The organism is Neopoerus faecalis (genome assembly GCF_029218125.1).
In the GTDB taxonomy this organism is placed as follows: Bacteria; Bacillota; Clostridia; order Oscillospirales; family Oscillospiraceae; genus Oscillibacter; species Oscillibacter faecalis_A.
On record NZ_JARFXX010000003.1, the window covers coordinates 261988 to 285336 of the forward strand.

A 23349-nucleotide genomic window follows, 5' to 3' on the forward strand; every position below is an offset into this window, starting at 1 on the left:
CTTTGTTCAAAAGCCGCGTTTTCATATTCTGATCGTGCTCAGGAGCGCGTTTATTCTGTAAGGGTCACGGCGCGGGTATAGTGCTTGCCCGCGTGCTGGACCACATATTGGTCGATTTCAAGGACCGTCAGGGCGGAGAGCACCCGGCGGGTGGGAATGTCCACCAGCTCGGTGAGGTCATCCACCTGCATCGGCTCCGTGTCGGAAAGTGCCTTTAAAATGGCGATCTGGTCGTCCGTCAGCTCCACATCGCTGCGGGACAGGCTGAGGGCAGGGGCCACGGGCTTCGGCTCCGGCACCATCCGGGCCTGATAGCCCAAGGTCTCCGGCTCCTCCCGCGCCTCTTTCAGATTCAAAGTGAAGCGGCCCTCATACTCCCGCAAAATGTCGGACGCATCCGTTACCAGCCCCGCGCCGTCCCGGATCAGGCGGTTGCAGCCCACGCTGGTAGGTGCGTCGATGGGACCGGGGACCGCAAATACATCCCGGCCCTGCTCCAGCGCCGTAGCGGCGGTAATAAGCGCACCGCTCCGTTCCGGCGCTTCCACCACCAGAGCCGCTAAGGACAGACCGGAAAGAATACGGTTCCGCACCGGGAAATGCCCCGGCGCCGGCTCCGTTCCCGGCGGATACTCCGATAGCAGTACGCCGGATGCTGCCACATCCTCGTAAAGATACCGGCTTTCATAGGGATAGTGCACATCCAGACCGTTGCCTGTAACGCCGATGGTAATGCCGCCGGCACGCAGAGCGCCCCGTGTGGCCGCGGCGTCGATGCCCTTTGCCAGACCGCTCACCACCACCGCGCCGCCGGAGGCAAGTCCGAAGCCCAGCTTCTCCGCGCAGTTCACGCCGTAGGGCGTACAGTCCCGGGTGCCTACCACCGCCACGGACATCAGATCGTCCAGCAGCGGCAGCTTGCCCTTATAGTACAGCAGCACCGGCGGGTCATAGATATTCTTCAGCCGCCCCGGATAGGCCGCATCGGAAAATGTCAGCAATCCGATATCCAATCGCTGGCAATCCGCCAGAATGCGGTCTGCCTGTGCAAGCTCGTGATTTTCCAGCAGCTTTAGCTGACTGAGGTCGGCCCCTTCTGTCAGGGAAAGCTCATCGGGGTCCGCGTAGAATATGCTCTCCGGGTCGCCAAAGCGGCGCAGAAGCGCCAGCTTGGTCTGATTCCGCAGGCCCTTCAACTCCGACAGCCATACCCAATATTTCAGCATATCCCGCGTCCTCCCCGTTCAGTCATTCCGGGCGGCCTCCCACAGCAGGACCGTGGCTGCCGCCGCCGCGTTCAACGATTCGCAGTGCTCGCTCATGGGTATTTTGATCGTCCGGTCACAGAGGGCCAACACGCCCTCCGTCAGTCCCCGGCCCTCACTGCCGATGGCAATGGCGCAGCGGTTGTAATCCACCGCACGGGCGTCCAGGGTATCCTCCCGCAGCGCCGCGCCGTAAAGAGGAATGCCGCTCTTTTTCAGCAGAGCGGACAGCTCCTCCGCCCCCACCGTCCACACCGGGCAGCGGAACACCGCTCCCATGGTAGCCCGGAGGGTCTTGGGGTTATAGAGATCCGCGCAGCCGTTCACCAGAAACATTCCATCGGCATGGAAGGCGTCCGCCGTGCGGAGGATGGTGCCCACGTTGCCGGGGTCCTGCAAGGTGTCCAACACCACATAGCGGCGGCCCGCCAGCGTTTCCGGCAGCGGCTCCGTGTGGATGGCGCAGGTAAACAGCGTCCCCTGAGGGGTCTCCATGGGAGAAACGGACCGCATCACATCCGCCGGGACCTCAACCAGCCGTACACCCTTCGGCAGCGGCGGAGCTTCCGTCCCCGCCGTGACCACCACGGTATGGAGCTCCGAACCCCAAAGCAGCGCCTCCTGAAGCAGCTTGGGGCTGTCACAGAGGAACTCCCCGCACTGGCGCCGGTAGGCGGCGGAGGACGATAGTTTCCGCAAATGGGTACATAGCGGATTTTGTCTGCTTGTAATGGTCTCCATCAGCCGCCTCCCTTCCCAAAAACGCTATTACGCCTCAAACAGCAGAGTATCACATCTTAAACGCATATATCATAAAGGTATCCGACTGGATTGTCAAGCAAACTTTCCGCGATACATTATAAAATAAAAAACATTTCCCCCTCAAAGCCACCCTGCCCTCCCGGAAAGCAGACCGCATCTGTCCGGCAAGCCCAATCATACCCTCCAAACGTTGGAATACATTCGAATCTGCCTGCAAAACACAGAAACAGCAGCAGGCCGATACAACTGTATCGGCCTGCTGCTGTAATAGCGATTTTCAGTTTTTTCTATGCAATCACAGAATGGACATAAACCACTCCACGGCTTCAATTTTCTGCTCCGCTCGGAGCTCGGCTTCTGGGACACCATTTGCCGCGAAAAAATGCCTGTCTCCAAATTTCTGGTCCAGACAGACGCCGATGTATTTAACGAGGTTGTCTGCGCCTCCTCGCTGCCATGCTTTACTACTGACTATGGCCAACTTCAGGGCGGCTATCCGAACCGCGTCAATATCCCACTGACAGATGCCGAGGCCGACGTAATCTTTTATCTGGCAAGCAGAAATACTGACAAATGATATCACTTTACAATCTTTCCAAATTCAGTATTTTTCGTCTCTTTTAGTCTTCGGTCAAAATGAAGCTATTTTACAAGCCTTTTTAATCGGGCGGGTGATAAAATATGACGCGGGAGGGCGATATGAAAAAAGGAATACGAACCGCCGTTTATGACACAGCGCTGCAATTAGAGGTCTTTCGCTTTCAGGGAATCGCGCAGCCCTTTCCAAGTCACTTCCACGCATATTATGTCATCGGCCTCATAGAGAAGGGGCGCCGCAGTCTCTCCTGTCGAAGTACAGTCTACTCGCTGCGCCCGGGGAACATCGTGCTCTTTAACCTCAGGGATACACACGCCTGCGTGCAAAGTGATAAAGGTGCAATGGATTAACGGGGGCTTAATATCCCAAGGGAAACCATGCTCACCTTGGTGGAAGAGATAACCGGGAAACGAGCACTTCCCGCTTTTTCCCCGGCAGTCATTGCCGACAAGGAGGCCGCTCGCTGCCTACGCCGCCTGCACGAAGCAGTCATGGGGAAAGCGTGTACGCTCCATAGGGAGAAATTGCTGCTTCTGCTGATCTCGCTGCTTCTTCCCTACTGTAGCTGTCCTTTTGAAGCGCACACACCAGAATGCCGGGTGGAAATCGAAGCGGCCTGTCGGTTCATGGAACAGCATTTTGCGGAGTACATCTGTCTGAATGACATCTGCCGCTGCGCCGTTGTGAGTAATCTACACTGCTGCGGGCCTTTACTAAGTACAAGGGCTTGACTCCCTACGGCTATCTGGAGAGCGTTCGCATCGGGGCCGCAAAAAGGCTGCCGGAACAGGGAGTCTCCCCCGTTGATACCGCGCTGCAGGTCGGTTTTTCCGATCAAAGCCACTTTACCAACTGCTTCAGTCGCTTTATCGGCCTGTCACCCGGTCTTTATCAGGATAGCTTCCGGCATTAAGGGAGCAGAAAGCCTCCTTTTTCTGTGTAAAGTATCTTTCCTTTCTCACCGTTCTATTGCAGCATTTTTCATATTTTTCCTTCCCAATTCAAAGAAAAAGAGGAAGCGTATGAGCTTAGAAAATGAAAAATGTGTGATTGTTATGGACGAGGGGCTGCCATTGGGTCTGATTGCAAATACCGCAGCCATTTTGGGAATTACCCTTGGGAAAACACTGCCGGAAGTTGTCGGCGCAGCGGTCGAGGATGCAAGCGGCCAAAGCCATCTCGGAATTATCGAATTCCCTGTCCCTATTCTCAGAAGCACCTCGGAGGCCATCAAAGTGCTGCGCGAACGGCTGTATCTGCTGGAATTTCAGGAACTGACAGTTGTGGATTTCTCCGATTTAGCGCAAAGCTGCAAGACCTACACCGAATTTGCGGAACGGATGACACAAGCTCCCGAAAATAGTCTTAACTATCTCGGCCTTGCCATCTGCGGTGCCAAAAAGAAGGTCAATCAACTGACCGGCAGTATGCCGCTGCTGCGGTGATGCGACGATCAGTGACTTTTTTGATTGTGCGGCAACAACACAATCAAAAAACCGCGTGCGTGATTTTAAAATCACGCACGCGGTTTTTGATATTTCAGCACCTTTTACCGGTTTTCATTTGTTGTCAAATTGTAGTCAAACCGCAAAAATGGCAACTTAAAAACGCTGAATCTCTTGATAAATCAAGGTTTTTAATGTTTCAAATCAGTCCAAAGGCTTCATGGTCGGGAACAGGATGACCTCTCGAATCGTGTCGGTGCCTGTAAAGAGCATCACAGCGCGGTCGATACCCATACCCATGCCGCCCGTGGGAGGCATACCATACTCCATGGCGGTGAGGAAATCCTCATCCAGCATCTCGGTCTCATCGTCACCGCGCTCCCGCTGCTCCACCTGCTTTTCAAAGCGCTCCCGTTGGTCGATAGGGTCATTCAGCTCAGAGTAAGCATTACCCATCTCACTGCGGCAGATAAAGAACTCAAAGCGCTCCGTCAGTCGGGGATCAGCAGGGCTGCGCTTGGTCAGGGGGCTGACCTCCACCGGGTACATGGTAATAAAGGTGGGCTGCACCAGATGCTCCTCGACCTGCTGATCAAAGCAGGCATACAGGGCATTGCCCCATGTCTTTTCGGCAGCATCCGCCAGCTCCACGCCCTTTGCTTTAGCGGCGGCCACAGCCTCCGCGTCATCGGAGATGGCGTCAAAGTCAATGCCAACGTACTTTTTGACAGCCTCCACCATGGTCATCCGGGGCCAGCCGGGCGTCAGGTCGATCTTCTCCCCCATCCATTCCAGCTCATAGGTGCCCAGATATTTCTTGGCAAAGGTGGTGTACACACCCTCGGCAATATCCATCATAGTGTGGAAATCGGCGTAGGCCTGATACAGCTCCACAGTTGTGAACTCAGGATTGTGCTTGGGGTCCATGCCCTCGTTGCGGAAGATGCGGCCGATCTCGTACACCCGGTCCATGCCGCCGACAATGAGCCTCTTTAAGGGCAGCTCCGTGGCGATCCGCATATACATATCAATATCCAGCGTATTGTGGTGAGTGACAAATGGCCGGGCAGCGGCACCGCCTGCGATGGTATTCAGCACAGGCGTTTCCACCTCGATATAGCCCATATCATCCAGATAATTCCGCAGATGCTTGATGAACTGAGAACGGATAACGAAGTTCTTCTTTACCTCCGGGTTCACCATCAGATCCACATACCGCTGACGGAACCGCAGTTCCTTGTCCTGCAGGCCGTGGAACTTTTCCGGCAGAGGCAGCAGGGACTTGGACAGCAGAATGATATTCTTGGCGCGAACGCTCATCTCGCCCCGCTGGGTGCGGAACGCCTCGCCCTCAACGCCGACAATATCACCGATGTCATACTTCTTGAACTTCTTATAGACTGCCTCGTCCATCTCGTCCTGACGGGCGTAAAGCTGAATTCGGCCATCCCGGTCCTGCAAATCGCAGAAGGAGACCTTACCCATGCCGCGCTTGCTCATCAGCCGTCCCGCCACTTTAACGGGCTTGCCCTCCATCTCGTCAAAGTGATCCTTGATCTGCTGAGAGGTAGCATCCCAATCAAAGCGCGTGATTTCAAAGGGATTCTGGCCCTCGGCCTGAAGATTTGCCAGCTTTTCCCGGCGAATACGGGTCTGCTCAGACAGGCTCAGCTCCGGCTGGGTCTGCGGATTCTTCTGTTCAGCCATCGTATCCTCCTCAGCGCTCAATCTTTGCGACCGTATAATGGATGTTGCCGAAGGGTGCCTCCACGATGACCTCCTGCCCCTCCTTGGCGCCGATTAGGGCCTTGCCGAAGGGGGATTCCTCGGAGATAATGCCGTGCATCGGATCGGACTCCTGAGAGCCGACGATTTTATAGCTGGCCTCCTTGCCGTCCTTGGCCCGGACCGTGACCGTACAGCCGATGGTGATGGCATCGGACGCCGCAGATTCGTCCACGATCACAACATGCTGCAAAATCTCCTCCAGCTCTGCAATCCGGGAGTACAGCTTGCCCTGCTCGTTCTTGGCTTCGTCATACTCGCTGTTCTCGCTGAGGTCGCCAAAGCCGCGGGCGATTTTGATCTGCTCCGCAACCTCATCGCTGCGGGTTGTCTTCAGATAATTCAGTTCCTCCTGAAGTTCCTGAGCGCGCGCTGCGCTCATTTTATATTCTCTTTCCATACAGCCGTTCCTTTCGTTTATCGTTGTTTGGTGAAGTATACGGCGTCTCCGCACACAATACACCTAATTTACCATAGTTTATTATTATAATAAGTGCTCCGCAAATTGTCAAGGGCAACAGAATCAGGGGCCGTTTTCTATAGAGGCAACACTTCCCCTTTCGACAATTCCCGTATTTTGTTATAAGATAGCTAAGGTACCAGACCATTCAAAGCAATCGGTTCTATATTTTATTATGAAGGAGGATCGCCGCTGTCAAATACCTTAACAGCGGCAAAAATGGAATAAAAAAGAAGCTTTTGTTGATTTTGTCTGCCTTGCTGATTTGTTCCTGTGCTGCCTGCGGAAAAAGCCCCTCTCAGTCAAATGACACGCCTGACAATCAGGACAAGCAGCCCTCTGAGGAAATTCAAGCTCCCGATTCTGAAAAGACAGAAACGGATGATTGGATTCTGCTTACAGGGGAAGATGTAATGTGGGATGCCTTTCCCATACCGACTGCCGATGTTTTCGACTTAGAGGGAGCAAATGCAGATATTTTTAATGCGATTATCCAAATCTACAGTAATCAGACCTACGCCGAAACCTATTCTCAGTCCAATCCACCTTCTACGGATTTAATTCTCCCGGTATTTGAAGTATTTGATTCGTCCACGGATTCAGATAGGAATGTCACCTACTACGGTTGGTTCCATCAATATTCCTAACTATGACCTCGGAAAGAATCTGGACTTAAACAACATCACCTATGATGGTCCTGATTTCAAAACCTTGGGCAATCTGACTCTTACATCGGACGGCAGCTCGCTATCCTATCAGGTGCTGGGTGATGGCAGCGATACGGTGGCTCAGGATATTCGAGATCTTTGTGGCCCGATGACGGAGCTGGCAAAATATTTCAACGGAGAAATCGATTCCTACAATAAGGAACCGGTCAAGGTTCCCAACCTGGACATGGAGCAGATGGTTCAGATATATCTGAACCATCTGCTCCATGTAAAATTCTCCTGCAAAAGTGCAAACAAAAGGTGCGTTCTTGTGTGTCTTAAAAACAGGCCCCGAGGAAATCCCGGGGCCTGTTTTCTATCAATGTGAGCAATTGGTAAAACGGCAGTCACGGCTCTGGAGGACGCTTCTCTCCGCAAGTAATCCGACGTCAGAATACTTACCTTACAACCTTACAATGAGATTCTCCCACATTAAATATTAAAATATAAGTCCTCACAAGCAGTTGAAATTATGCGGAGACATATAGAAACACCGTGTTTATACAGCATTGTTGACGTACAAAAAACGTCTTCACAATTTTGATGTTTCCCGGCTATGTATCGACCATCTATGAAAAAGTGGAAAGCCTTGTAATATAGGGCTCTCCAAATAAGAAACCACCCGTGTTTCGGATTTTTGCCGAAACACGGGTGGTATTCATTACATCAGATATGAAATTTGGCTTTCACACAAATTTCGTAACTGTTTCTAATCTGCAATTACTGCTCAGCCAGATGCTTGTATCTGGCGTAACGAGCATCGCAGAACTCCTGAGCCTCGGCAAACAGAACCTTGGCAGTCTCGGGGAAGGTTCTGGTCAGAGCAGCGAAACGGGTCTCGCCCATCATGAAGTCCAGCAGCTTGCCATTGGGCTCCTTGCTGGTCAGGATGAACGGGTTCTTACCCTCGGCCTTCAGCTCGGGCACATAGCGCCACAGAGGCCAATAGCCGCACTCGCTGGCTTCCTTCTCCTCCAGCTGAGCCTGGCTCATACCCTTGGAGATACCGTGGTTGATGCAGGGTGCGTAAGCGATGATAATGGAGGGGCCATGATGCGCCTCGGCTTCCTTCAAAGCCGTGATGAGGTGCTGCTCGTTGGCACCCATAGCGACCTGAGCAACATAGACATTGCCATAAGTCATGGCGATGGCACCCAGATCCTTCTTGCCGGTTCTCTTACCGCCGTTGGCGAACTGAGCCACGGCACCCAGCTGAGTGGCCTTGGAAGCCTGACCACCGGTGTTGGAATACACCTCGGTATCGACCACCAGGACGTTCACGTCAGCGCCGGAGGCCAGAACATGGTCCAGACCACCGAAGCCGATATCGTAAGCCCAACCATCGCCGCCGTACATCCAGACACTCTTCTTGGGCAGAGCATCCTTGTTGGCCTTCAGGAAGGCGATATCATCAGAGGTCTCAGCAGTGGCGTTCAGCGCAGCCACAACAGCCTCGGACAGAGCACGGGTCTTGTCGCCGTTATCGCCCTCAGCCAGCCAAGCCTCAAGAGCGCTCTTCAGAGCAGCGTCGGAGGTAGAAGCCACCACAGCCTCGGCGTGAGCAGCCATCTGACGGCGCATCTGGTCGATGGACAGCTTCATGCCCAGAGCATACTCGGCGTTATCCTCGAACAGAGAGTTGGAGTTTGCGGGGCCGTGACCCTTCTCATTGACCGCATAGGGGAAGGAAGGAGTGGAGGAACCCACAACGTAAGCGCAACCGGTAGCAGAGGTAACGAACATCCGGTCACCGAACAGCTGAGACATAAGCTTCATGTAAGGAGCCTCGCCGCAGCCGGCGCAGGCGCCGCTGAACTCGTACAGAGGACGCTCGTACTGAGAACCGCGAACAGTGAACTTGTCCATGGGGTTGGCCTTGGTGGACAGAGTCAGAGCATGGTCCCAGTTCTCCTGCTCGGGCATCTGGGTATCCAGCAGCTCCATGACCAGAGCCTTCTCCTTGGCGGGGCAGACATTGGCGCAGGCGCCGCAGCCCTGGCAGTCCAGAGGATCGACCTGCATACGGAAGGTCAAGCCCTCAAAGCCCTTGCCCTTGGCCTCCTTGGTAACGAAGGCGGCAGGCTTTGCAGCCTCTTCCTCCGCGTTCAGCAGGAAGGGACGAATCGCGGCGTGGGGGCAGACCAGAGCGCACTTGTTGCAGCCAATGCAGTTCTCGGGGATCCACTTGGGCACCTTCACAGCGATGCCGCGCTTCTCATACTTAGAAGTCTCAGAGGGGGTAACACCATCAGCGTAGGGCATGAACTCGCTCACGGGGATGGCATCGCCGGCCTGCTTGTTGACAGGGATCTGGATCTCACGGATGTAGTGAGGCAGGCTTGCGTCGGGAGCCTTGGTATCGTCAGCCAGAGTCTTCCAGGACTCGGGAACGTCGATCTTCACGGCAGCGTCAACACCTCTGTCAACGGCGGCACTGTTCATGTCGACGATCTTCTGGCCCTTCTTGGAGTAGGACTTGATGATAGCGTCCTTCATGTACTTCACAGCATCCTCGATGGGGATGATGCCGGAGAGCTTGAAGAAGGCAGCCTGCAGCACGGTGTTGGTGCGGTTGCCCAGACCCAGCTCCATAGCGATAGCGGTAGCGTCGATGGTGTAGAAGTTGATTTCACGCTCGGCGATCTGACGCTTCACGCGGTTGGGCAGGTGCTCCTCCAGCTCAGCGCCGGTCCAGCTGGTGTTCAGCAGGAAGGTGCCGTGAGGCTTGATCTCGGAGACGATATCGAAGTCCTTGATGTAAGAGGTCTTGTGGCAGGCCACAAAGTCAGCCATGGTAACATAGTAGGTGCTGTGGATGGGCTCATGGCCGAAGCGCAGGTGGGACTTGGTAACGCCGCCGGACTTCTTGGAGTCATACTCAAAGTAAGCCTGAGCGTACTGGTCGGTGTGGTCACCGATGATCTTGATGGAGTTCTTGTTGGCGCCAACGGTACCATCGGAGCCCAAACCCCAGAACTTGCAGGAGATGATGGACTTGCCGGCGGTGACGATATTCTCGCCAACGGGCAGGGACAGATGCGTAACGTCATCGTTGATGCCGACGGTGAAGTGGTTCTTCTTCTCACCCTTCATGTTGTCGAACACGGCCTTCATCTGGGCAGGAGTGGTATCCTTGGAACCCAGGCCATAGCGGCCGCACAGAGCCTCGATGTTGGTACGCTTGCCTTCCCACAGAGCGTCGCACACATCCAGATACAGAGGCTCGCCGGGAGCGCCGGGCTCCTTGGTGCGGTCCAGAACGGTCAGGCACTTGCAGGTAGCGGGAATCTTCTCCAGCAGACGCTCCATGGAGAAGGGACGGAACAGATGGACCTGAATGAAGCCGACCTTCTCGCCGCGCTCCATCAGATAATCAACAACCTCCAGCAGGGTCTCGCAGACGGAGCCCATAGCCACCACAACGCGCTCAGCATCGGGAGCACCGTAGTAGTTGAACAACTGATAGTCGCGGCCAGTGACCTCGTTGATCTTGCCCATGTACTCCTCGACAATGGCGGGCAGCGCATCATAGGCGCTGTTGCAGGCCTCGCGGGACTGGAAGAAGGTATCGGGATTCTGCAGGGTGTTGCGCAGAGTGGGATGCTCGGTGCTCAGGGCATGATCCTTGAAGCGCTGAACAGCGTCCCAATCCAGCATCTTGCCCAGATCCTCATAGTCCAGAACCTCGACCTTCTGAATCTCGTGAGAGGTCCGGAAGCCGTCGAAGAAATGCTGGAAGGGGATGGAGCCCTTGATGGCGGACAGGTGGGCAACGGCAGCCATATCCATAGCCTCCTGCACGCTGGAAGAAGCCAGCTGTGCCCAGCCGGTCTGGCGACAGGCCATAACGTCGGAATGATCACCGAAGATGGACAGAGAGTGGGTTGCCACGGTACGGGCAGAGACGTGCATAACGCCGGGCAGCTGAGAACCGGCGATACGGTACATGGGCGGGATCATCAGCAGCAGGCCCTGAGAAGCGGTGTAGGTGCTGGTCAGGGAGCCGGTCTCCAGAGAGCCGTGCATTGCGCCGGCCGCGCCGGACTCCGCCTGCATCTCGACCAGCTTTACGGGCTGGCCAAACAGGTTCTTCTTGCCGTTGGCAGCCCACGCATCCACATGGTCAGCCATGGGGCTGGAAGGAGTGATGGGGTAAATGGTAGCTACCTCAGTAAACGCATAAGACACGTATGCGGCAGCTTCATTACCGTCCATCGTTTTAAACATTTTGTTTTTTGCCATGAACGTAATTCCTCCTATTTTTCTTCCCTGTATTGAACACGGCGGCTCTCCACCCTTTGATGTGGAGCCCATATTGGGCGGATCAGCCTACTGATCAAGCTGCATCCTTGAAAACGCTCCCAATCACATTGGAGGCATTTTATTGGACACAGCCCGGTCCTCACATGATTATAACTCTACACATTATAAGTTTGCAAGTCCAAAATGCTTCAAATTGTGAAAATATTTACAATTTGGTAAAATATTCCCATCATTTTTATTTACCGCATATCGCATCTCCACTCCGGTCCTGTGTCTTGTTTTGGCAAATATATGACCTTCTTCCCTCCATAAATGCTGTAAATACAGCAAATTCGGTATAATAACCGTCAAAACCGGAAAAGTTCCGCATCAAGTTCACGTTCATGAACTATAGCTTTTCCTAATAATCTGCTATGAAATAATGGTATTGCTGCTTTTGCCATAAAACGCTGCAGTCTCTCAAGCAAGCTGCCCGCTGCCGCAGAACAGAAGCAGGTTCTGTTATGAACAACAATTTCAATAAACCTGTTGGCCACCGTCTATATTTAGCTTGAAAAGCCAACTGATACTCCAGAGCAAAAGTCGGAAAGCTCATTGGTCTTCGTGAAAATACAACAAAAAAATATGAAGATGGTAATTGTAAAATCAATAAATATCGAATGCCTAAAAAGCCTTTGGCTCCAAATATAGTGCACATGAAACCGAAGGCTTCAATTCCAACTCAGCAGAAGTAGATTCTTCGAAAATGTCGATCTTATATCACAATACCTTTCCAACCCAAGTAAATACTTCTTCTATATCGAGCCTTATGTCATACTTTGAGCCCTTATTTGAAGCTGATTCCGAAAATCATATTATATTGTTGTTCGTACTTATTTGAGCCGTGAGTTTAGATGTTAATTCTGACGCTAAAACGATTGTTGATCTCGTTCTCAAGCCCTCCATTGATCAGGAAAAAGAAGCCTGAGAAAAACTCGAAACCGATTCTACCGTTGTTGGCGACGTTACTGCACGTCCAATAATATCCCCGTGGTATCGCTCTACGAACTCCGGCACACCTATGTCAGCGTCAACAAAGAGATGCTGGAGGGGCTAAAGAAGATGACAATTGGGCACAGTCAAGATATGGATACTGATGGGATCTACGGACATCAAATGGCCGGAGATTTGGCGAAGGCAGCCGCCTTTACTGAAGAAGCATTTTCTGAAATTATCAAGGCAAAATGAAAAGTGTGTACCTTCGTGTGTACCTGACAAAATAAAAACCCTGTAACCATTCGGGTAATGTTCATAGGGACACAAGTTGACACCATATCTTGCAAGGGGGCGGACAGCGTTTGCTGTCCGCTTTCTTGCTTTTTTTCTCTGTTTTTTTATGCGGGAAGCTGGAATACCTCACTCAGGGGCGGCGCAATGCGCGGCTGCGCCTCGCCCTGCTCCATCGCGCTGTCCACCGTGCCGATGTCGCGGTACACGATGCGGATGCTCTGGTGGGAGCTGCGGGAGTATTTCTCCGTCCGCTCGCCTACCTCGATCCGCTGGATGAACAGGCGCAGCAGCTCCGGCGTCAGCTCGTCGATGGCGGTATACTGCTTCGCCTTCTCAACGAACGTGTTCACATTGGCGGAGGCGGCTTTCAGCTTTTCCAACCGGGCCTCCTTTTCGGGGATCTGTTCCTCCAACGCTTTCTGTTCGACGGTGTAATCGCCCGCCAGCATCCGGTACTGCTCATCGGTCACCCGCCCCAGCACATTGTCCTCATAGAGCCGCTTGAACAGCTTGGACAGTTCCTCTCTGCGCCGCCGCATGGTATCCAGATCTTTTTGGATCGTGTTCATCTCACGCCGCAACTCCAGCGTATTCTTGCTGCCGATGTAGGCGGCGAACTGCTTTTCCTTCATCCGCGCGAAGTGCGTCACCCGGCGCAAGTCCTCCAGCACAACGGCTTTCAGTTCAAACTCCCGGATGTGATGCGGCGTGCAGACGGTCTTGCCCTTTTTGCCGTAGGTGTAGCACTTGAAGTTGTACTCCGTCCGCTTCATCGTGCTGGCTCTGTGCAGCACCAGCGGCTTGCCGCAATCCGCGCAGAACACCAGTCCAGAGAAGATGTTCGGCTCGTCCATGTGCTTGGGGACACGCTTTTTGTGCTGACGCACCTCCTGCACGATGTCCCACTGCTCCTGCGTGACAAGGGCTTCGTGGGTGTTCTTCACCACGAACCGCTCACTTTCAGGGCGCTCCACACGCTGCTTGTTTTTGTAGGAGATCGTAGTGGTACGCAGTCCAACCGAGTGTCCGAGGTAGACCTCATTGTTCAGAATGCTGGTGACGCTGTTGGAAGACCACAGGCAGGGTCTGGTGGTGTCCAGTCCCCGATGGCTTTTCCCGGTCTTGCGGTAGTAGGCGTTGGACGGGTTCACCACCTGCTCTTTGGTGAGGATGGTGGCGATTCGCTTGGGGCCGTTTCCAGCGGCGCAGAGAGAGAAGATGCGCTTCACCACAGGTGCGGTGTCCTCGTCCGGAACCAGCGTGTTGGCGTCACCATCACTTTTCCGATAGCCGTAGGGCGGTCTGCCGCCCAGCCGCTCTCCCTGCTCCGCTTTCATTTTCATGACCGCACGGACCTTGCGGCTGGTATCCTTGGCGTGAAGCTCGTTGGCCCAGTTGCGGATGGGGTTGAAGTCATTGCTGCTCTCCACCGTGGAATCCACGCCATCGTTGACCGCGATGAAGCGGACATTCTTCTGGGGGAAATATATCTCCATGTAGTAGCCCACCTGAAGGGATTCTCGCCCCAAGCGGGAGGCGTCCTTTACGATGAGGTTCGCCACCTGTCCCACTTCGATCATCTCCACGATGATCTTTTTCCATGAAGGCCGCTCAAAGTTCGTACCAGAGTAGCCGTCATCCGCAAGGAAGATGGTGTTCTCGAAGCCCTTTTCTTTTGCGTATTTCTCCAGCAGGGTGCGCTGGTGCTGAATGCTGTTGGACTCTCCGGCCCGCTCGTCCTCCTGACTGAGCCGTCCGTAGAGTACGGTGTATTGCTGATTTTCTTGACCTGCCATAGTTACCTCCTTTTCGTTGGGGCAGGCCGGTACGGTAACACGAAGTATACCGCACCGGCTCTCGCAAGTCTACCGGAATTTTACTGCTCATGATGCTCCCGCTCTAACTTTGTGTCGATGAGCTGCAGGAGCTTGTCTGTGGGTGTTGCCGATGCGCCGCCGGGGAATACGGAGGTCACAAAGAAGCACTTCCCACCAACCAGCATCGCCCGTTGACGGGTGAGGTCATCGCCCTCCCATTTGGCTGTGCTGTCACGGAACAACGTTTCCACGCCGCCGTCCTCGGAGCGGCGCAGGATGACCTGCTCCGGCCGGTAGGCGCCGAGGATGCCCGTGTCACGATAAATTTCCCAATCCTGTTTCATTACAATCCTCCCATGGTTTGCTCATGCTGTTGCTTTTTCTGTTCTTCTCGCGCAGACTGCTCGTCCAATTTTTCTTTCACAGCCATAGCCGCGCCCGCGGCGAAGCCGATCGCCGCGCCGAGGTTTTCGGCGGCGATTTTCGCCTCCATGCGCCGCCGCTTTTCCTCGGCGTCCTCGTCCTCATCCAGCAGTGTTCCTACGGCAGACAGTCCTGCCACGGCGGGAATCAGAGGAACAGGCCGCGGATCGCCGCCGCGCCATACCAACCCGCCAGTGCCGCCGTGCCAAGGATCAGCATCAGCATGATCCACTTGAGGGCCACCAGCAGGCTGAAGTCCGGGAGCCAGTCGATCCACTTGGAGGAATATTTCTCGCTCAGATTCCCAACCCGTTCCAGCAGTCTGTTCATCTCTGTCAGCGATCTCTGCATCTCCGTGAGCGACTTCTGCACCGGTGTCAGGTCGACGTGCGTTTTCAGCTCCGGCAGGGCCTTCCGAATTTCCTCCAGCTCCCAGTTTATTCCGTCTGCCTGCTCCGCCAGCTTGCTCATCGCCTGCGGCAGATCGCACTGGATCACGATGGGCTGGATCGACTGCGGCTGCGGCGCGCTGCTCGGCTGATTCAGCCGTTTCAATTCCTCCATCGGTTTCCGCTGCTCGATGAAATTTTCTCTTGATGAGCTCTGTGCGTATTCTGAATTCATGCTCCATGACCTCCTTGCAGTACTTTTCTTCATGTAATTTGCTGTCGCGGCATCTCATGCCGTCCGGCGTGGTGTAGGTGATGTACTTGCGCCCACTTTCCCAGCGGACAGCGTAGCCCTCGGACGCCATCAGGGAAACGAAGGCGTCCTTGTCGGCGGCGTATTTCATGCACTCGTCAATGGTGTTCATGAGCCGAAGCTTCCAACTCTGTCCCTTCAGCGCTGTGTGATACTCCGCGCCGCTCATGCCGCGGGCCTGCTGCGCGGTCGGCTCAAAGACCGGCAGATCCATCTCCAGACAGATCACGTCATTGCGCCGCATCAGTTCTTGAATCTGTTCCTTCGCCATGTGCAGCTTTTTGCCGGTCTCGAAATTGACGGAGTTGATGACGCAGTGAGAGTGGACGTGCTCGCGATCTACATGGGTGCAGACCAGCACCTCGCAGCCGTCGAAGTATTCCGCCAGCCGCCGCGCGGCTTCGTGGGCCTGCCGTGGATCAATCATTTTACCTTTTGGGAAGCTCTGCACCAAGTGATAGAACATCGTGCCGCCGTCCTTGTGGTAGAGCAGTTTCGTGTTCAGGAAGTCGTCATAGACGCTTTGCGGCTGGCAGTTGATGCCGCTGACGAGCGCCCCGCCCTCCCATGCGGTTTTCTTTTCCTGCATGACGTAGAGCATCACGCCGCGCATGGCGGCGCGGGACTGTGTGCCCTTTTTGTAGTTCACGAAATGTACGATGGCCATACGGCTCACCGACCTTCCATGACTGACCGTAGCGCAACGCTGACCTCGGACAGCTCACCGGCAGCTTTTTCCAGACCGATGACCTGCACCTTGCCCATGTTGGCGAGGACGGTGAGGCGGTTGATGTTGCTGCCGATGCCCTTGAGCTGGCGGAGCAGTTCTTTCTGTTCGTCGATGACCACGATCCGCTTTCCGAGACAGCAGGCAGTGACGTAGTCGCTCATGGACATGTGGGCCTTCGCCGCCAGCGCTTTGATCTTCTCGCGGTCAGCGGACGCCATGCGCGTGCTGAATTTGATATCTTTTTTCATGTTTTTCTCCAATCGTAGCTAAAAGTGAGTCCGGGCTTCTGCCCGAAAATGGGGTGCGGGGCCATGCCCCGCCCAGTGCATTTGGCAGGGCAGCAGCTTCGCCGCAGACCAGACAAATGCGATGCTGGCCACCTCCAACGGAGGTGATAAAAGCTCCCGTAACAGGGAGTCTCTGCGCCTATTGGGAATAACGGCTTACGCAGAGGAATTTTCCATCTGCGGCAGAGAAATAAAATGTTTCTTCTGCTGGCTTTTAAGGAATTTTTCTCCCTTCACACAGCGCTTTTTCGGCGTTCCTGCATGGGGGGTGGTATCATTACCCTCGGCGTGCGCTTCATGCCGTTGAAACACTGGACGCGCAGGAGTTACGGCGGCTTATTTGCCGTTTTTATGCTACCCCGGAATTTGCCCTGTGCGGGCTGAATCTCCCCTCGGCGGGTACACACGCCACCCCAGCCCCGAACCGCGCACACAGCGGCTCACACGCCGAAATACGGCGGGTTCTCAGGGTCGATGGTGACGATGTTTCCGGCAGCGGGATCATCGACACCATCGACCCTTTTCAGGCAGATCAGACGGTCGCCGTTGCTCTTGCGGAAGGACACCGTAATGCCGTTTCTCCTTAGAGCGTCAACGCTTTTACGGATTCGGTGGGAGAAACTGTTGGGGGTCAGTCCCTCCGTACCGGCAGGGTCGATCTTTTCCAACAGCGCCTTGGCAGGGGCGCTGATCTCCGGCTGCCGGCGCAGCAATTCAGAGAGAAGAAAAAGAATTCTCTCGTTGGGCTGCTCTTTCTGTTCGCAGTCATCTGACAGCTGTTTCCAGACATGATCCTCGCCATCGAACTCCAATGCCAGTTCCCGGTAGGGGATGTCCCGCCCGGTGCAGTAGAGCGTGGCGGTGTTCTCCATCATTCTTCCTTCTGAGAAAGAAATCACATTTTGCCGCATCGCCTCTCCACGCAATGCCAGCGGCTTTGCGTGGCTCTCCGTTCAGAACCCAGCAAAGCGGTTCTGAACGGAAAAGGAGGAGCGACGAAATGAGTGAGTTTTCGACGTAGGCGGAAACGAAGGATATGAAGTCCGCGACGACGCGGCATAGGGGTTTGCGTCATTGCCCACTGTGCGGATACGCTGGAGCGTGTCGATGACGATGAGCCTGGTCTGCGGATGCTTTTTCAGGAATTGTTCGATCTGTTCCACCAGCCCGTTGTGGAGCTGCTGGGACATGACGGCGAAGTGCAGCGTGGGCGGCGCGTCCTCCGTGAGATCAAAGAGGCGGCTTTGGATGCGCTGGAAGTTGTCCTCCAGACAGAGGTACAGTACCTCGCATGGCCGTGTGGCGAATGTCCAGAGCGGCTTGCCCCGCGCGGCGCAGAGACACAGCCACAGTGCCAGCCACGATTTGCCGATCTTCGGCGCGCCTGCCAGCAGGTGCAGTCCCTGGGGCAGCAGATCGTCGACCACGAAGAAGGCCGGCTCGTAAGCGGTGCTTTGCAGCGTGTCCGCGTCAATGGTTTGCAGTCGGTTCATAAAAATTTCTCCTTTCTGAGTTGGAGTGTTTATTTCTTTCAGGCCTGTGCTTGTATCGTAACATGGGGATTGACTTTCGAAAATAGGTAATGTATCATTTTACTACATACACTATATTGAGGCGAATACATTATCTACTGGGAGAGGGCTTATGTCTGTTTTAGGAAAAGACCTGTTTGATTTTCAGCGTTCGCATACGAACACAAAAGTGGAATTTGGCGCATCCGGCTACTGGGTGGAGATGGTCCCGGAGATGCAGCCCTACGGAACTGTGCTGACGGAGATCCTAAATCTGGATGTCACACCTTTTCAGAAGCTGTTGGACAGGTTGAACACCGCTGTCCACGAAAAGAATTATGATGACGCTCCGCGTGCCTATATGGACATGCAGAAGGGTTTTGGATCTCTGCCGCTCTACCGATTGTATCTGATGGACTTCCGTTATTTCGGAGATATGAAGATCGAGGAATTTGTGGGTGAGGAAGTGCGGGAGGCATTTGCGAAATATGTGATCAATGAGGAGCGCGAAATACCATCCTTCATGCAGCAGCAGATCAAGGACATTCAGCTCATTCAGGAGCGGTACGCGTGGTTTCTGGACCGGGTTTTTGCAAACGCTGTGTTTGAAAAGAAAAAAGGCCAGAGAAAAGAATCTCTGGCGCAGTTGATCTATTCCAGCGGTTATGAGGCTTTTGTCAGCGGTGTCAGTTTGGGGAAGGACCCGGAGGTAGACGCGCCGCTGGTAAGAGCGCAGTACCGCATCCGGGGCGAAAGAGAAAATGCCGAGGTAGTTGAGAAGATGTATTTTGACCGGCTGCTGGATTTCGTCTATGTGGAGCTTATGAAGGGGCTGCAGAAGGGCTTTGTGCCGAAACGCTGTGCCAACTGCGGACGCTGGTTCTTGCAGATGCCGGGTATGACCTACGCCTATTGCGGCGAACCGGCGCCGGGGCAGGATGGCAAGACCTGCCGGGAGATCGGAGCCACCAGCAGCTTTCGCAGCAAGGTGCGGAACAACGATGTTTGGAAAGCACATCAGCGGGCCTACAAAAAATATTTTGCCCGTACCCGAAAGGGGACGATGAGCAAGGGCGTGTTTGAAGTGTGGTCCCGGAAAATGGAGACGCTGCGGGACGATGCGCTGATGGAATATGGCAGAGCGCAGAGCGAAGAGGAACGCCAGCGCATTGTGGATGAGGTCACGCAAAAACTGAATAAGCTGTGAGCGAAAAAACAGGAGGGAGCTGCGTCCGCAAATGCGGATGCAGTTCCCCCCTGTGCTGCGGTGCCGAAGCACTGCGTAGTCCCATTACGGAGCCCTGAGCAGTGGAGCACTTCGCAGACGGCTCTGGATCATACTGACAACAGCTTGTGTTTGATTTGCAATGTAAATCTTGACATTCCATCCAACAGCCTGTACTCTTAAATCGTATTATCTTACAAATACACAGTTTAACCTGCGCACAATAAAGCGATCGCACGATTCACAAGGAGTGAGGATGATGTCGGAAGAAATGGTTTTCAGAAAGCGCCGCCTTTCGTCTTTTCAAATTATCATATTGGGCTTTGCAGGGGTGATCCTGCTGGGCGCGCTGCTGCTGATGCTGCCGCTCTCCACAACAGCCGGGTGCGTAACGCCATTTCATGAAGCGCTCTTCACCGCGACCTCCGCTGTTTGTGTAACGGGTCTTGTGGTGCAGGATACCGGCAGCTATTGGTCGGTCTTTGGCCAAGTGGTGATCCTGACGCTGATTCAGATAGGTGGACTCGGTGTTGTCACCGTGGCGGCATCGTTTGCGCTGCTGTCCGGGCGAAGGATCTCTCTGATGCAGCGCAGCACCATGCAGGACGCCATCTCAGCGCCGAGGGTCGGAGGGATCGTCCGGCTGACACGGTTCATCCTGCAGGGAACATTTCTGATCGAACTGATCGGCGCACTTGCCATGCTGCCGGTGTTTTGCCGCGACTACGGATGGCGCGGGATCTGGATGGCGGTATTTCACTCCATCTCCGCCTTTTGCAACGCGGGGTTTGACATTCTGGGAACGAACGGCAACTTGTATCCGTCCCTTACCGGTTACGTCCAAAATCCGGTGATCAATATCACGATCATGCTGCTGATCATAACCGGCGGCATCGGTTTCTTGACGTGGGATGACATTTGCGAAAACAAGCTGCACTTCCACCGTTATCGAATGCAGAGCAAGGTGATTCTTGTCACGACACTTGCACTGATCGTCCTTCCGGCGCTGTTTTTCTTCTTTGTGGACTTTGGTACCCTTCCCCTCAGAGCGCGGGTCCAGGCAGCCCTGTTCCAATCGGTCACGCCGAGAACGGCGGGCTTCAACACGGTCGATCTACCCGCCATGTCCAGCGCGTCGCTGGGCGTGATGATCCTTCTGATGCTCATCGGCGGTTCTCCCGGCTCCACGGCAGGCGGCATGAAAACCACTACGCTGGCAGTTCTGCTTGCCAATGCTGCCGCGACCTTCCGCCAGCGGGACAGTGCCCAATTCTTTGGGCGCAGAGTCGATTGCAGTGCCGTCAAAACCGCCGCGACCATTCTGACGATGTACCTTGCGCTGTTCTTTGGCGGAGGCATTTTTATCAGCGTATATGAGAATCTTCCGCTGTCCTCCTGCCTGTATGAAGCAGCGTCGGCGGTAGGCACGGTGGGACTGACATTGGGTATTACGCCGCAGCTGCACATTCCCTCGCAAATGGTATTGATCGCGCTGATGTATCTGGGCAGAGTCGGCGGGCTGACGCTCATTTATGCGACGGTGTCCAGCAAAAAAAGCGGCAATGCAAAGCTGCCGCAGGAAAGAATCACGATTGGATGAGCAAAGGAGTTGTCTATCCCATGAAAAATGTTTTATTGATTGGAGCAGGCCGCTTTGGGCGGCATATCGCCATGCAGCTTTCTCAACTGGGGCATCAGGTCATGGCAGTCGATACCAACGAGGAGCGGATCAACGATGTGCTTCCGTTTGTCACCAACGCACAGATCGGTGACAGCACCAATGCGGAGTTCCTGCGTTCGCTCGGCATCGGGAATTTTGATGTTTGCTTTGTGACCATCAGCGGCAGCTTCCAGAACTCGCTGGAAACCACCTCGCTGCTGAAAGAGCTGGGCGCAAAATGCGTGGTATCCCGCGCCGAACGCGATGTGCAGGCGAAGTTTCTGCTCCGCAACGGCGCAGATAACGTGGTCTATCCCGAAAAGCAGATGGCAAAATGGGCAGCGATTCGCTTCACTGCCGACCATATTTTTGACTATATAGAGATCGATGAACAGCACGCCATCTTTGAAGTTCAGGTGCCAGAGGCGTGGGTCGGGAAAAGCGTTGGCGAGCTGGATGTCCGCAGGAAGTTCGGCATCACCATTCTCGGCATCAAACGTGCAGGAAAAACGGATGTTTCCGTTACGCCGGACACCATATTGTCCGATGACATTACGATCCTGGCATTGGGTGAGTATAAAGCCCTGCAAAAGTGCTTTCGGATTTGAAATGATATTATCGCTCCCAGCCGTCGTTGCTTTTCTTTTTTCGCTTTTGCTGTACCTGTTGCATTTTCTGCTTCTGCCGCACGGACTCCCGAACAGACCCGTTCTTCAACTTCCTCTTCAGCAGATTTGCCACATCACGCTTGCTGAACAGCATCATCACCGGGGCGTATTTATCACCGTAAGGAATGTTCAATAATTGTTAAGCCAAAAAAACGGCCCTCTGCCAATGAAAAGGCAGAGGGCTGAGTTTTAATTCAATGCTATATCCCGTATCAAGTCTGCGTATTCAATTGAAATGTGACGCTCAAATAAACTTGGGATCAAAGAAAAAATAAGTCGAGGGAATTTCCCTCGACTTACTTTTTCGTGCCCTGTACCGTCCGGTTTGCCCCATAGGTCACATTGTGTACCTATGAACATGAACCGTTGTGGTTACAGGGTCTTCCTTGGATAGTGTTGATGAAAAAGATGCGGAATGTTATTCAAGATAGTGCCGTTGTTGCGAAGAAATTTGAATCCTCATCCGTTCTCCCAAAATTCCACGCATCAAAGTACTTAGCTGTATCGTCGGTTTCATCAAATCCATCGTTATCAAGTCCGAGTACCTTCATTAAGGCTTCATATTCTTCTCTTTGAAAATCTATAGTTGATTCCATAAAGTCACCATCATTTCTTTTGAGATGTAATATACCGTGCACCATTTTGATTTTCAATCAATTTTGTAGCTGCAGTTGCATCAATTGTGATAATAAACGCATGGTGGACACTAAGTACCAATTCTTGTAAAGTCTGGTCAGATTCTAGTTCTGTAATATTAAGACCAAGTTCCTTGCAAAAGTCAACGGTAAAGTGCCGAGAGTGCGATTTGTTATTTGCATTTAACTTTTTTACAATTTTAGTAGCTTTCTTTTTTGCTGTGGTAGGATCTTCATCACTAAACATATATTGAATTAACCAATCACTTGCCAACTGGCTCGATAAGTTGATTGCATCCATTACAGTATAAAAGAATGCTGCGGGATATTTTTTGAGCTGTAGTTCCCAATATGTTTTTGCATCAATGTTACGGTCAAGATCGTTTTTTGCCTCGCGGAATTCATTAACGATGTTGTAAGCGGGGACACCACCATATTGAGGGTCAATTGGCCCTAGGCAAGAATGCTTCCCCATGATAATTGTTTTTGCTGAGCATGCTAACATAGTTCCAGCAGACATTGACATCTGTGGAACAATAACACGTATGTCATCCTTGAATTTGCTGTGTAAATACTTTACGATTCCTTCTGTTGCTGTCGGATTTCCTCCTGGCGTATGAAGAATTAAGTCGAGACCTTTATCCGTATCAAGCCCCTTAATCGCATTCATAAAACCGGTTATATCGCTGTCATTTATATCGATATTTTGCGATTTTAAGGGTTTGAGCCACCCAGAGTAATAGGCTATAACATTTCGATTTGTATACTCGGATAATTTGCTAATATACTTCGTTCTCAAATCGTCACAGGATAATCCGGGTACAGCATTTCCACTAGCATCCGTATGCGGCTGTAATTCCGACAAAAGATCTCCCCAAGAAGGCATATTTCTACTCCTTTCCTCATTATACTATAAATTTAACGCGGAAAGTTGCAAATGTCAATTGAGAAATTCCAATCTGAAATGTTAATTATTATGCTTTAGACATTTATTTCAATACGAATAATTCAACGTGATTGAAGAACCTTTAACTTTCCCAAAATGGAAATAATCAACTATATAGTCAGTGTTCCAAGAAAATTCCATGCGAAATTTGCCTCCATTCTAATCAATTCTATTATGCCAAAGTAGGAGTA

22 protein-coding genes are annotated in these 23349 nt (G+C 53.2%); 9 read left to right on the forward strand and 13 right to left on the reverse strand.

Features of this window, described 5'->3' with window-relative positions; translation table 11 throughout:
* Positions 1 to 50: 50 nt before the first annotated feature.
* Positions 51 to 1226 carry a DNA-processing protein DprA gene (dprA, locus tag PY311_RS05520; RefSeq protein WP_286147682.1) on the reverse strand — a complete coding sequence of 392 codons (1176 nt, stop codon included), beginning with the start codon at positions 1224 to 1226 and terminating at the stop codon, positions 51 to 53.
* Between the two features lie 18 nt (positions 1227 to 1244).
* On the reverse strand, positions 1245 to 2006 hold the full coding sequence (locus PY311_RS05525) for a TrmH family RNA methyltransferase (RefSeq protein ID WP_286147683.1): 762 nt from the start codon (positions 2004 to 2006) through the stop codon (positions 1245 to 1247).
* Positions 2007 to 2726: 720 nt separating this feature from the next.
* On the opposite strand from PY311_RS05525, the gene PY311_RS05530 reads away from it, so the two are divergent.
* The 3 genes from PY311_RS05530 (at position 2727) to PY311_RS05540 (ending at position 4070) form a co-directional block, all read left to right on the forward strand.
* Positions 2727 to 2975, forward strand: a complete 249-nt coding sequence (locus tag PY311_RS05530; RefSeq protein WP_286147684.1) for an AraC family ligand binding domain-containing protein — start codon at positions 2727 to 2729, stop codon at positions 2973 to 2975.
* A gap of 377 nt (positions 2976 to 3352) precedes the next feature.
* A complete protein-coding gene (locus PY311_RS05535; protein ID WP_286147685.1) occupies positions 3353 to 3538 on the forward strand; it encodes a helix-turn-helix domain-containing protein in 186 nt (61 codons plus the stop codon).
* Between the two features lie 109 nt (positions 3539 to 3647).
* Complete coding sequence (locus PY311_RS05540; RefSeq protein ID WP_286147687.1) at positions 3648 to 4070, forward strand: DUF2000 domain-containing protein; 423 nt, start codon at positions 3648 to 3650, stop codon at positions 4068 to 4070.
* A gap of 204 nt (positions 4071 to 4274) precedes the next feature.
* On the opposite strand, the gene lysS is transcribed toward PY311_RS05540, so the two are convergent.
* Positions 4275 to 5777 carry a lysine--tRNA ligase gene (gene lysS / locus PY311_RS05545; RefSeq protein WP_286147689.1) on the reverse strand — a complete coding sequence of 501 codons (1503 nt, stop codon included), beginning with the start codon at positions 5775 to 5777 and terminating at the stop codon, positions 4275 to 4277.
* A gap of 10 nt (positions 5778 to 5787) precedes the next feature.
* On the reverse strand, positions 5788 to 6255 hold the full coding sequence (greA, locus tag PY311_RS05550; RefSeq protein WP_286147690.1) for a transcription elongation factor GreA: 468 nt from the start codon (positions 6253 to 6255) through the stop codon (positions 5788 to 5790).
* A gap of 299 nt (positions 6256 to 6554) precedes the next feature.
* On the opposite strand from greA, the gene PY311_RS05555 reads away from it, so the two are divergent.
* Together PY311_RS05555 and PY311_RS05560 are read left to right on the forward strand one after the other, a co-directional pair.
* Positions 6555 to 6962: a hypothetical protein gene (locus PY311_RS05555; protein WP_286147691.1), complete on the forward strand. Its 408-nt coding sequence runs from the start codon at positions 6555 to 6557 to the stop codon at positions 6960 to 6962.
* Entirely contained in the window at positions 6925 to 7350 is a 426-nt protein-coding gene (locus PY311_RS05560; RefSeq protein WP_286147692.1) for a hypothetical protein, read from the forward strand. The genes PY311_RS05555 and PY311_RS05560 overlap by 38 nt, the downstream gene beginning before the upstream one ends.
* A 392-nt stretch (positions 7351 to 7742) precedes the next feature.
* On the opposite strand, the gene nifJ is transcribed toward PY311_RS05560, so the two are convergent.
* Complete coding sequence (nifJ, locus tag PY311_RS05565; protein WP_286147694.1) at positions 7743 to 11264, reverse strand: pyruvate:ferredoxin (flavodoxin) oxidoreductase; 3522 nt, start codon at positions 11262 to 11264, stop codon at positions 7743 to 7745.
* Positions 11265 to 12386: 1122 nt separating this feature from the next.
* Between nifJ and PY311_RS05570 the strand changes: the two genes are divergently transcribed.
* A complete protein-coding gene (locus PY311_RS05570; RefSeq protein WP_286147695.1) occupies positions 12387 to 12512 on the forward strand; it encodes a hypothetical protein in 126 nt (41 codons plus the stop codon).
* Between the two features lie 146 nt (positions 12513 to 12658).
* Here the strand turns inward: PY311_RS05570 and PY311_RS05575 are convergent, their stop codons facing one another.
* The 6 genes from PY311_RS05575 to PY311_RS05600 all read right to left on the reverse strand — a co-directional run bounded on the left by PY311_RS05575 (position 12659) and on the right by PY311_RS05600 (position 18006).
* Positions 12659 to 14350: a recombinase family protein gene (locus PY311_RS05575; protein WP_286147696.1), complete on the reverse strand. Its 1692-nt coding sequence runs from the start codon at positions 14348 to 14350 to the stop codon at positions 12659 to 12661.
* An 80-nt stretch (positions 14351 to 14430) separates the two neighbouring features.
* The gene (locus tag PY311_RS05580) at positions 14431 to 14715 is read right to left on the reverse strand and encodes a hypothetical protein (protein ID WP_286147697.1); all 285 of its coding nucleotides are present in this window, start codon (positions 14713 to 14715) and stop codon (positions 14431 to 14433) included.
* Complete coding sequence (locus PY311_RS05585; RefSeq protein WP_286147698.1) at positions 14715 to 16163, reverse strand: relaxase/mobilization nuclease domain-containing protein; 1449 nt, start codon at positions 16161 to 16163, stop codon at positions 14715 to 14717. The genes PY311_RS05580 and PY311_RS05585 overlap by 1 nt, the downstream gene beginning before the upstream one ends.
* 5 nt (positions 16164 to 16168) lie before the next feature.
* Entirely contained in the window at positions 16169 to 16474 is a 306-nt protein-coding gene (locus PY311_RS05590; RefSeq protein ID WP_286147699.1) for a MobC family plasmid mobilization relaxosome protein, read from the reverse strand.
* 479 nt (positions 16475 to 16953) lie between these two features.
* Positions 16954 to 17388 (reverse strand): hypothetical protein, encoded by a 435-nt coding sequence (locus PY311_RS05595; protein WP_286147700.1) that lies wholly within the window; start codon positions 17386 to 17388, stop codon positions 16954 to 16956.
* Positions 17389 to 17466: 78 nt separating this feature from the next.
* On the reverse strand, positions 17467 to 18006 hold the full coding sequence (locus PY311_RS05600) for an AAA family ATPase (protein WP_286147701.1): 540 nt from the start codon (positions 18004 to 18006) through the stop codon (positions 17467 to 17469).
* Between the two features lie 151 nt (positions 18007 to 18157).
* On the opposite strand from PY311_RS05600, the gene PY311_RS05605 reads away from it, so the two are divergent.
* The 3 genes from PY311_RS05605 (at position 18158) to PY311_RS05615 (ending at position 21517) form a co-directional block, all read left to right on the forward strand.
* Positions 18158 to 19231 (forward strand): DUF6076 domain-containing protein, encoded by a 1074-nt coding sequence (locus PY311_RS05605; protein WP_286147702.1) that lies wholly within the window; start codon positions 18158 to 18160, stop codon positions 19229 to 19231.
* Between the two features lie 277 nt (positions 19232 to 19508).
* On the forward strand, positions 19509 to 20849 hold the full coding sequence (locus tag PY311_RS05610) for a TrkH family potassium uptake protein (RefSeq protein ID WP_286147718.1): 1341 nt from the start codon (positions 19509 to 19511) through the stop codon (positions 20847 to 20849).
* A 20-nt stretch (positions 20850 to 20869) separates the two neighbouring features.
* Positions 20870 to 21517, forward strand: coding sequence for a potassium channel family protein (locus PY311_RS05615; protein ID WP_286147703.1), 648 nt, complete (start codon positions 20870 to 20872; stop codon positions 21515 to 21517).
* Between the two features lie 482 nt (positions 21518 to 21999).
* On the opposite strand, the gene PY311_RS05620 is transcribed toward PY311_RS05615, so the two are convergent.
* Together PY311_RS05620 and PY311_RS05625 are read right to left on the reverse strand one after the other, a co-directional pair.
* The gene (locus PY311_RS05620; RefSeq protein WP_286147704.1) at positions 22000 to 22173 is read right to left on the reverse strand and encodes a hypothetical protein; all 174 of its coding nucleotides are present in this window, start codon (positions 22171 to 22173) and stop codon (positions 22000 to 22002) included.
* 10 nt (positions 22174 to 22183) lie between these two features.
* Positions 22184 to 23098 carry an SDH family Clp fold serine proteinase gene (locus tag PY311_RS05625; RefSeq protein WP_286147705.1) on the reverse strand — a complete coding sequence of 305 codons (915 nt, stop codon included), beginning with the start codon at positions 23096 to 23098 and terminating at the stop codon, positions 22184 to 22186.
* Positions 23099 to 23349: the final 251 nt, after the last annotated feature.

Excerpts from the sequence above, each read along its gene's own strand:
- dprA (WP_286147682.1), bottom strand. The coding sequence starts at position 1,226 with ATGCTGAAATATTGGGTATGGCTGTCGGAGTTGAAGGGCCTGCGGAAT.
- PY311_RS05525 (WP_286147683.1), bottom strand. The coding sequence starts at position 2,006 with ATGGAGACCATTACAAGCAGACAAAATCCGCTATGTACCCATTTGCGG.
- PY311_RS05530 (WP_286147684.1), top strand. The coding sequence starts at position 2,727 with ATGAAAAAAGGAATACGAACCGCCGTTTATGACACAGCGCTGCAATTA.
- PY311_RS05540 (WP_286147687.1), top strand. The coding sequence starts at position 3,648 with ATGAGCTTAGAAAATGAAAAATGTGTGATTGTTATGGACGAGGGGCTG.
- lysS (WP_286147689.1), bottom strand. The coding sequence starts at position 5,777 with ATGGCTGAACAGAAGAATCCGCAGACCCAGCCGGAGCTGAGCCTGTCT.
- greA (WP_286147690.1), bottom strand. The coding sequence starts at position 6,255 with ATGGAAAGAGAATATAAAATGAGCGCAGCGCGCGCTCAGGAACTTCAG.
- PY311_RS05560 (WP_286147692.1), top strand. The coding sequence starts at position 6,925 with ATGTCACCTACTACGGTTGGTTCCATCAATATTCCTAACTATGACCTC.
- nifJ (WP_286147694.1), bottom strand. The coding sequence starts at position 11,264 with ATGGCAAAAAACAAAATGTTTAAAACGATGGACGGTAATGAAGCTGCC.
- PY311_RS05570 (WP_286147695.1), top strand. The coding sequence starts at position 12,387 with ATGACAATTGGGCACAGTCAAGATATGGATACTGATGGGATCTACGGA.
- PY311_RS05575 (WP_286147696.1), bottom strand. The coding sequence starts at position 14,350 with ATGGCAGGTCAAGAAAATCAGCAATACACCGTACTCTACGGACGGCTC.
- PY311_RS05580 (WP_286147697.1), bottom strand. The coding sequence starts at position 14,715 with ATGAAACAGGATTGGGAAATTTATCGTGACACGGGCATCCTCGGCGCC.
- PY311_RS05585 (WP_286147698.1), bottom strand. The coding sequence starts at position 16,163 with ATGGCCATCGTACATTTCGTGAACTACAAAAAGGGCACACAGTCCCGC.
- PY311_RS05590 (WP_286147699.1), bottom strand. The coding sequence starts at position 16,474 with ATGAAAAAAGATATCAAATTCAGCACGCGCATGGCGTCCGCTGACCGC.
- PY311_RS05595 (WP_286147700.1), bottom strand. The coding sequence starts at position 17,388 with ATGATGGAGAACACCGCCACGCTCTACTGCACCGGGCGGGACATCCCC.
- PY311_RS05600 (WP_286147701.1), bottom strand. The coding sequence starts at position 18,006 with ATGAACCGACTGCAAACCATTGACGCGGACACGCTGCAAAGCACCGCT.
- PY311_RS05605 (WP_286147702.1), top strand. The coding sequence starts at position 18,158 with ATGTCTGTTTTAGGAAAAGACCTGTTTGATTTTCAGCGTTCGCATACG.
- PY311_RS05610 (WP_286147718.1), top strand. The coding sequence starts at position 19,509 with ATGTCGGAAGAAATGGTTTTCAGAAAGCGCCGCCTTTCGTCTTTTCAA.
- PY311_RS05615 (WP_286147703.1), top strand. The coding sequence starts at position 20,870 with ATGAAAAATGTTTTATTGATTGGAGCAGGCCGCTTTGGGCGGCATATC.
- PY311_RS05620 (WP_286147704.1), bottom strand. The coding sequence starts at position 22,173 with ATGGAATCAACTATAGATTTTCAAAGAGAAGAATATGAAGCCTTAATG.
- PY311_RS05625 (WP_286147705.1), bottom strand. The coding sequence starts at position 23,098 with ATGCCTTCTTGGGGAGATCTTTTGTCGGAATTACAGCCGCATACGGAT.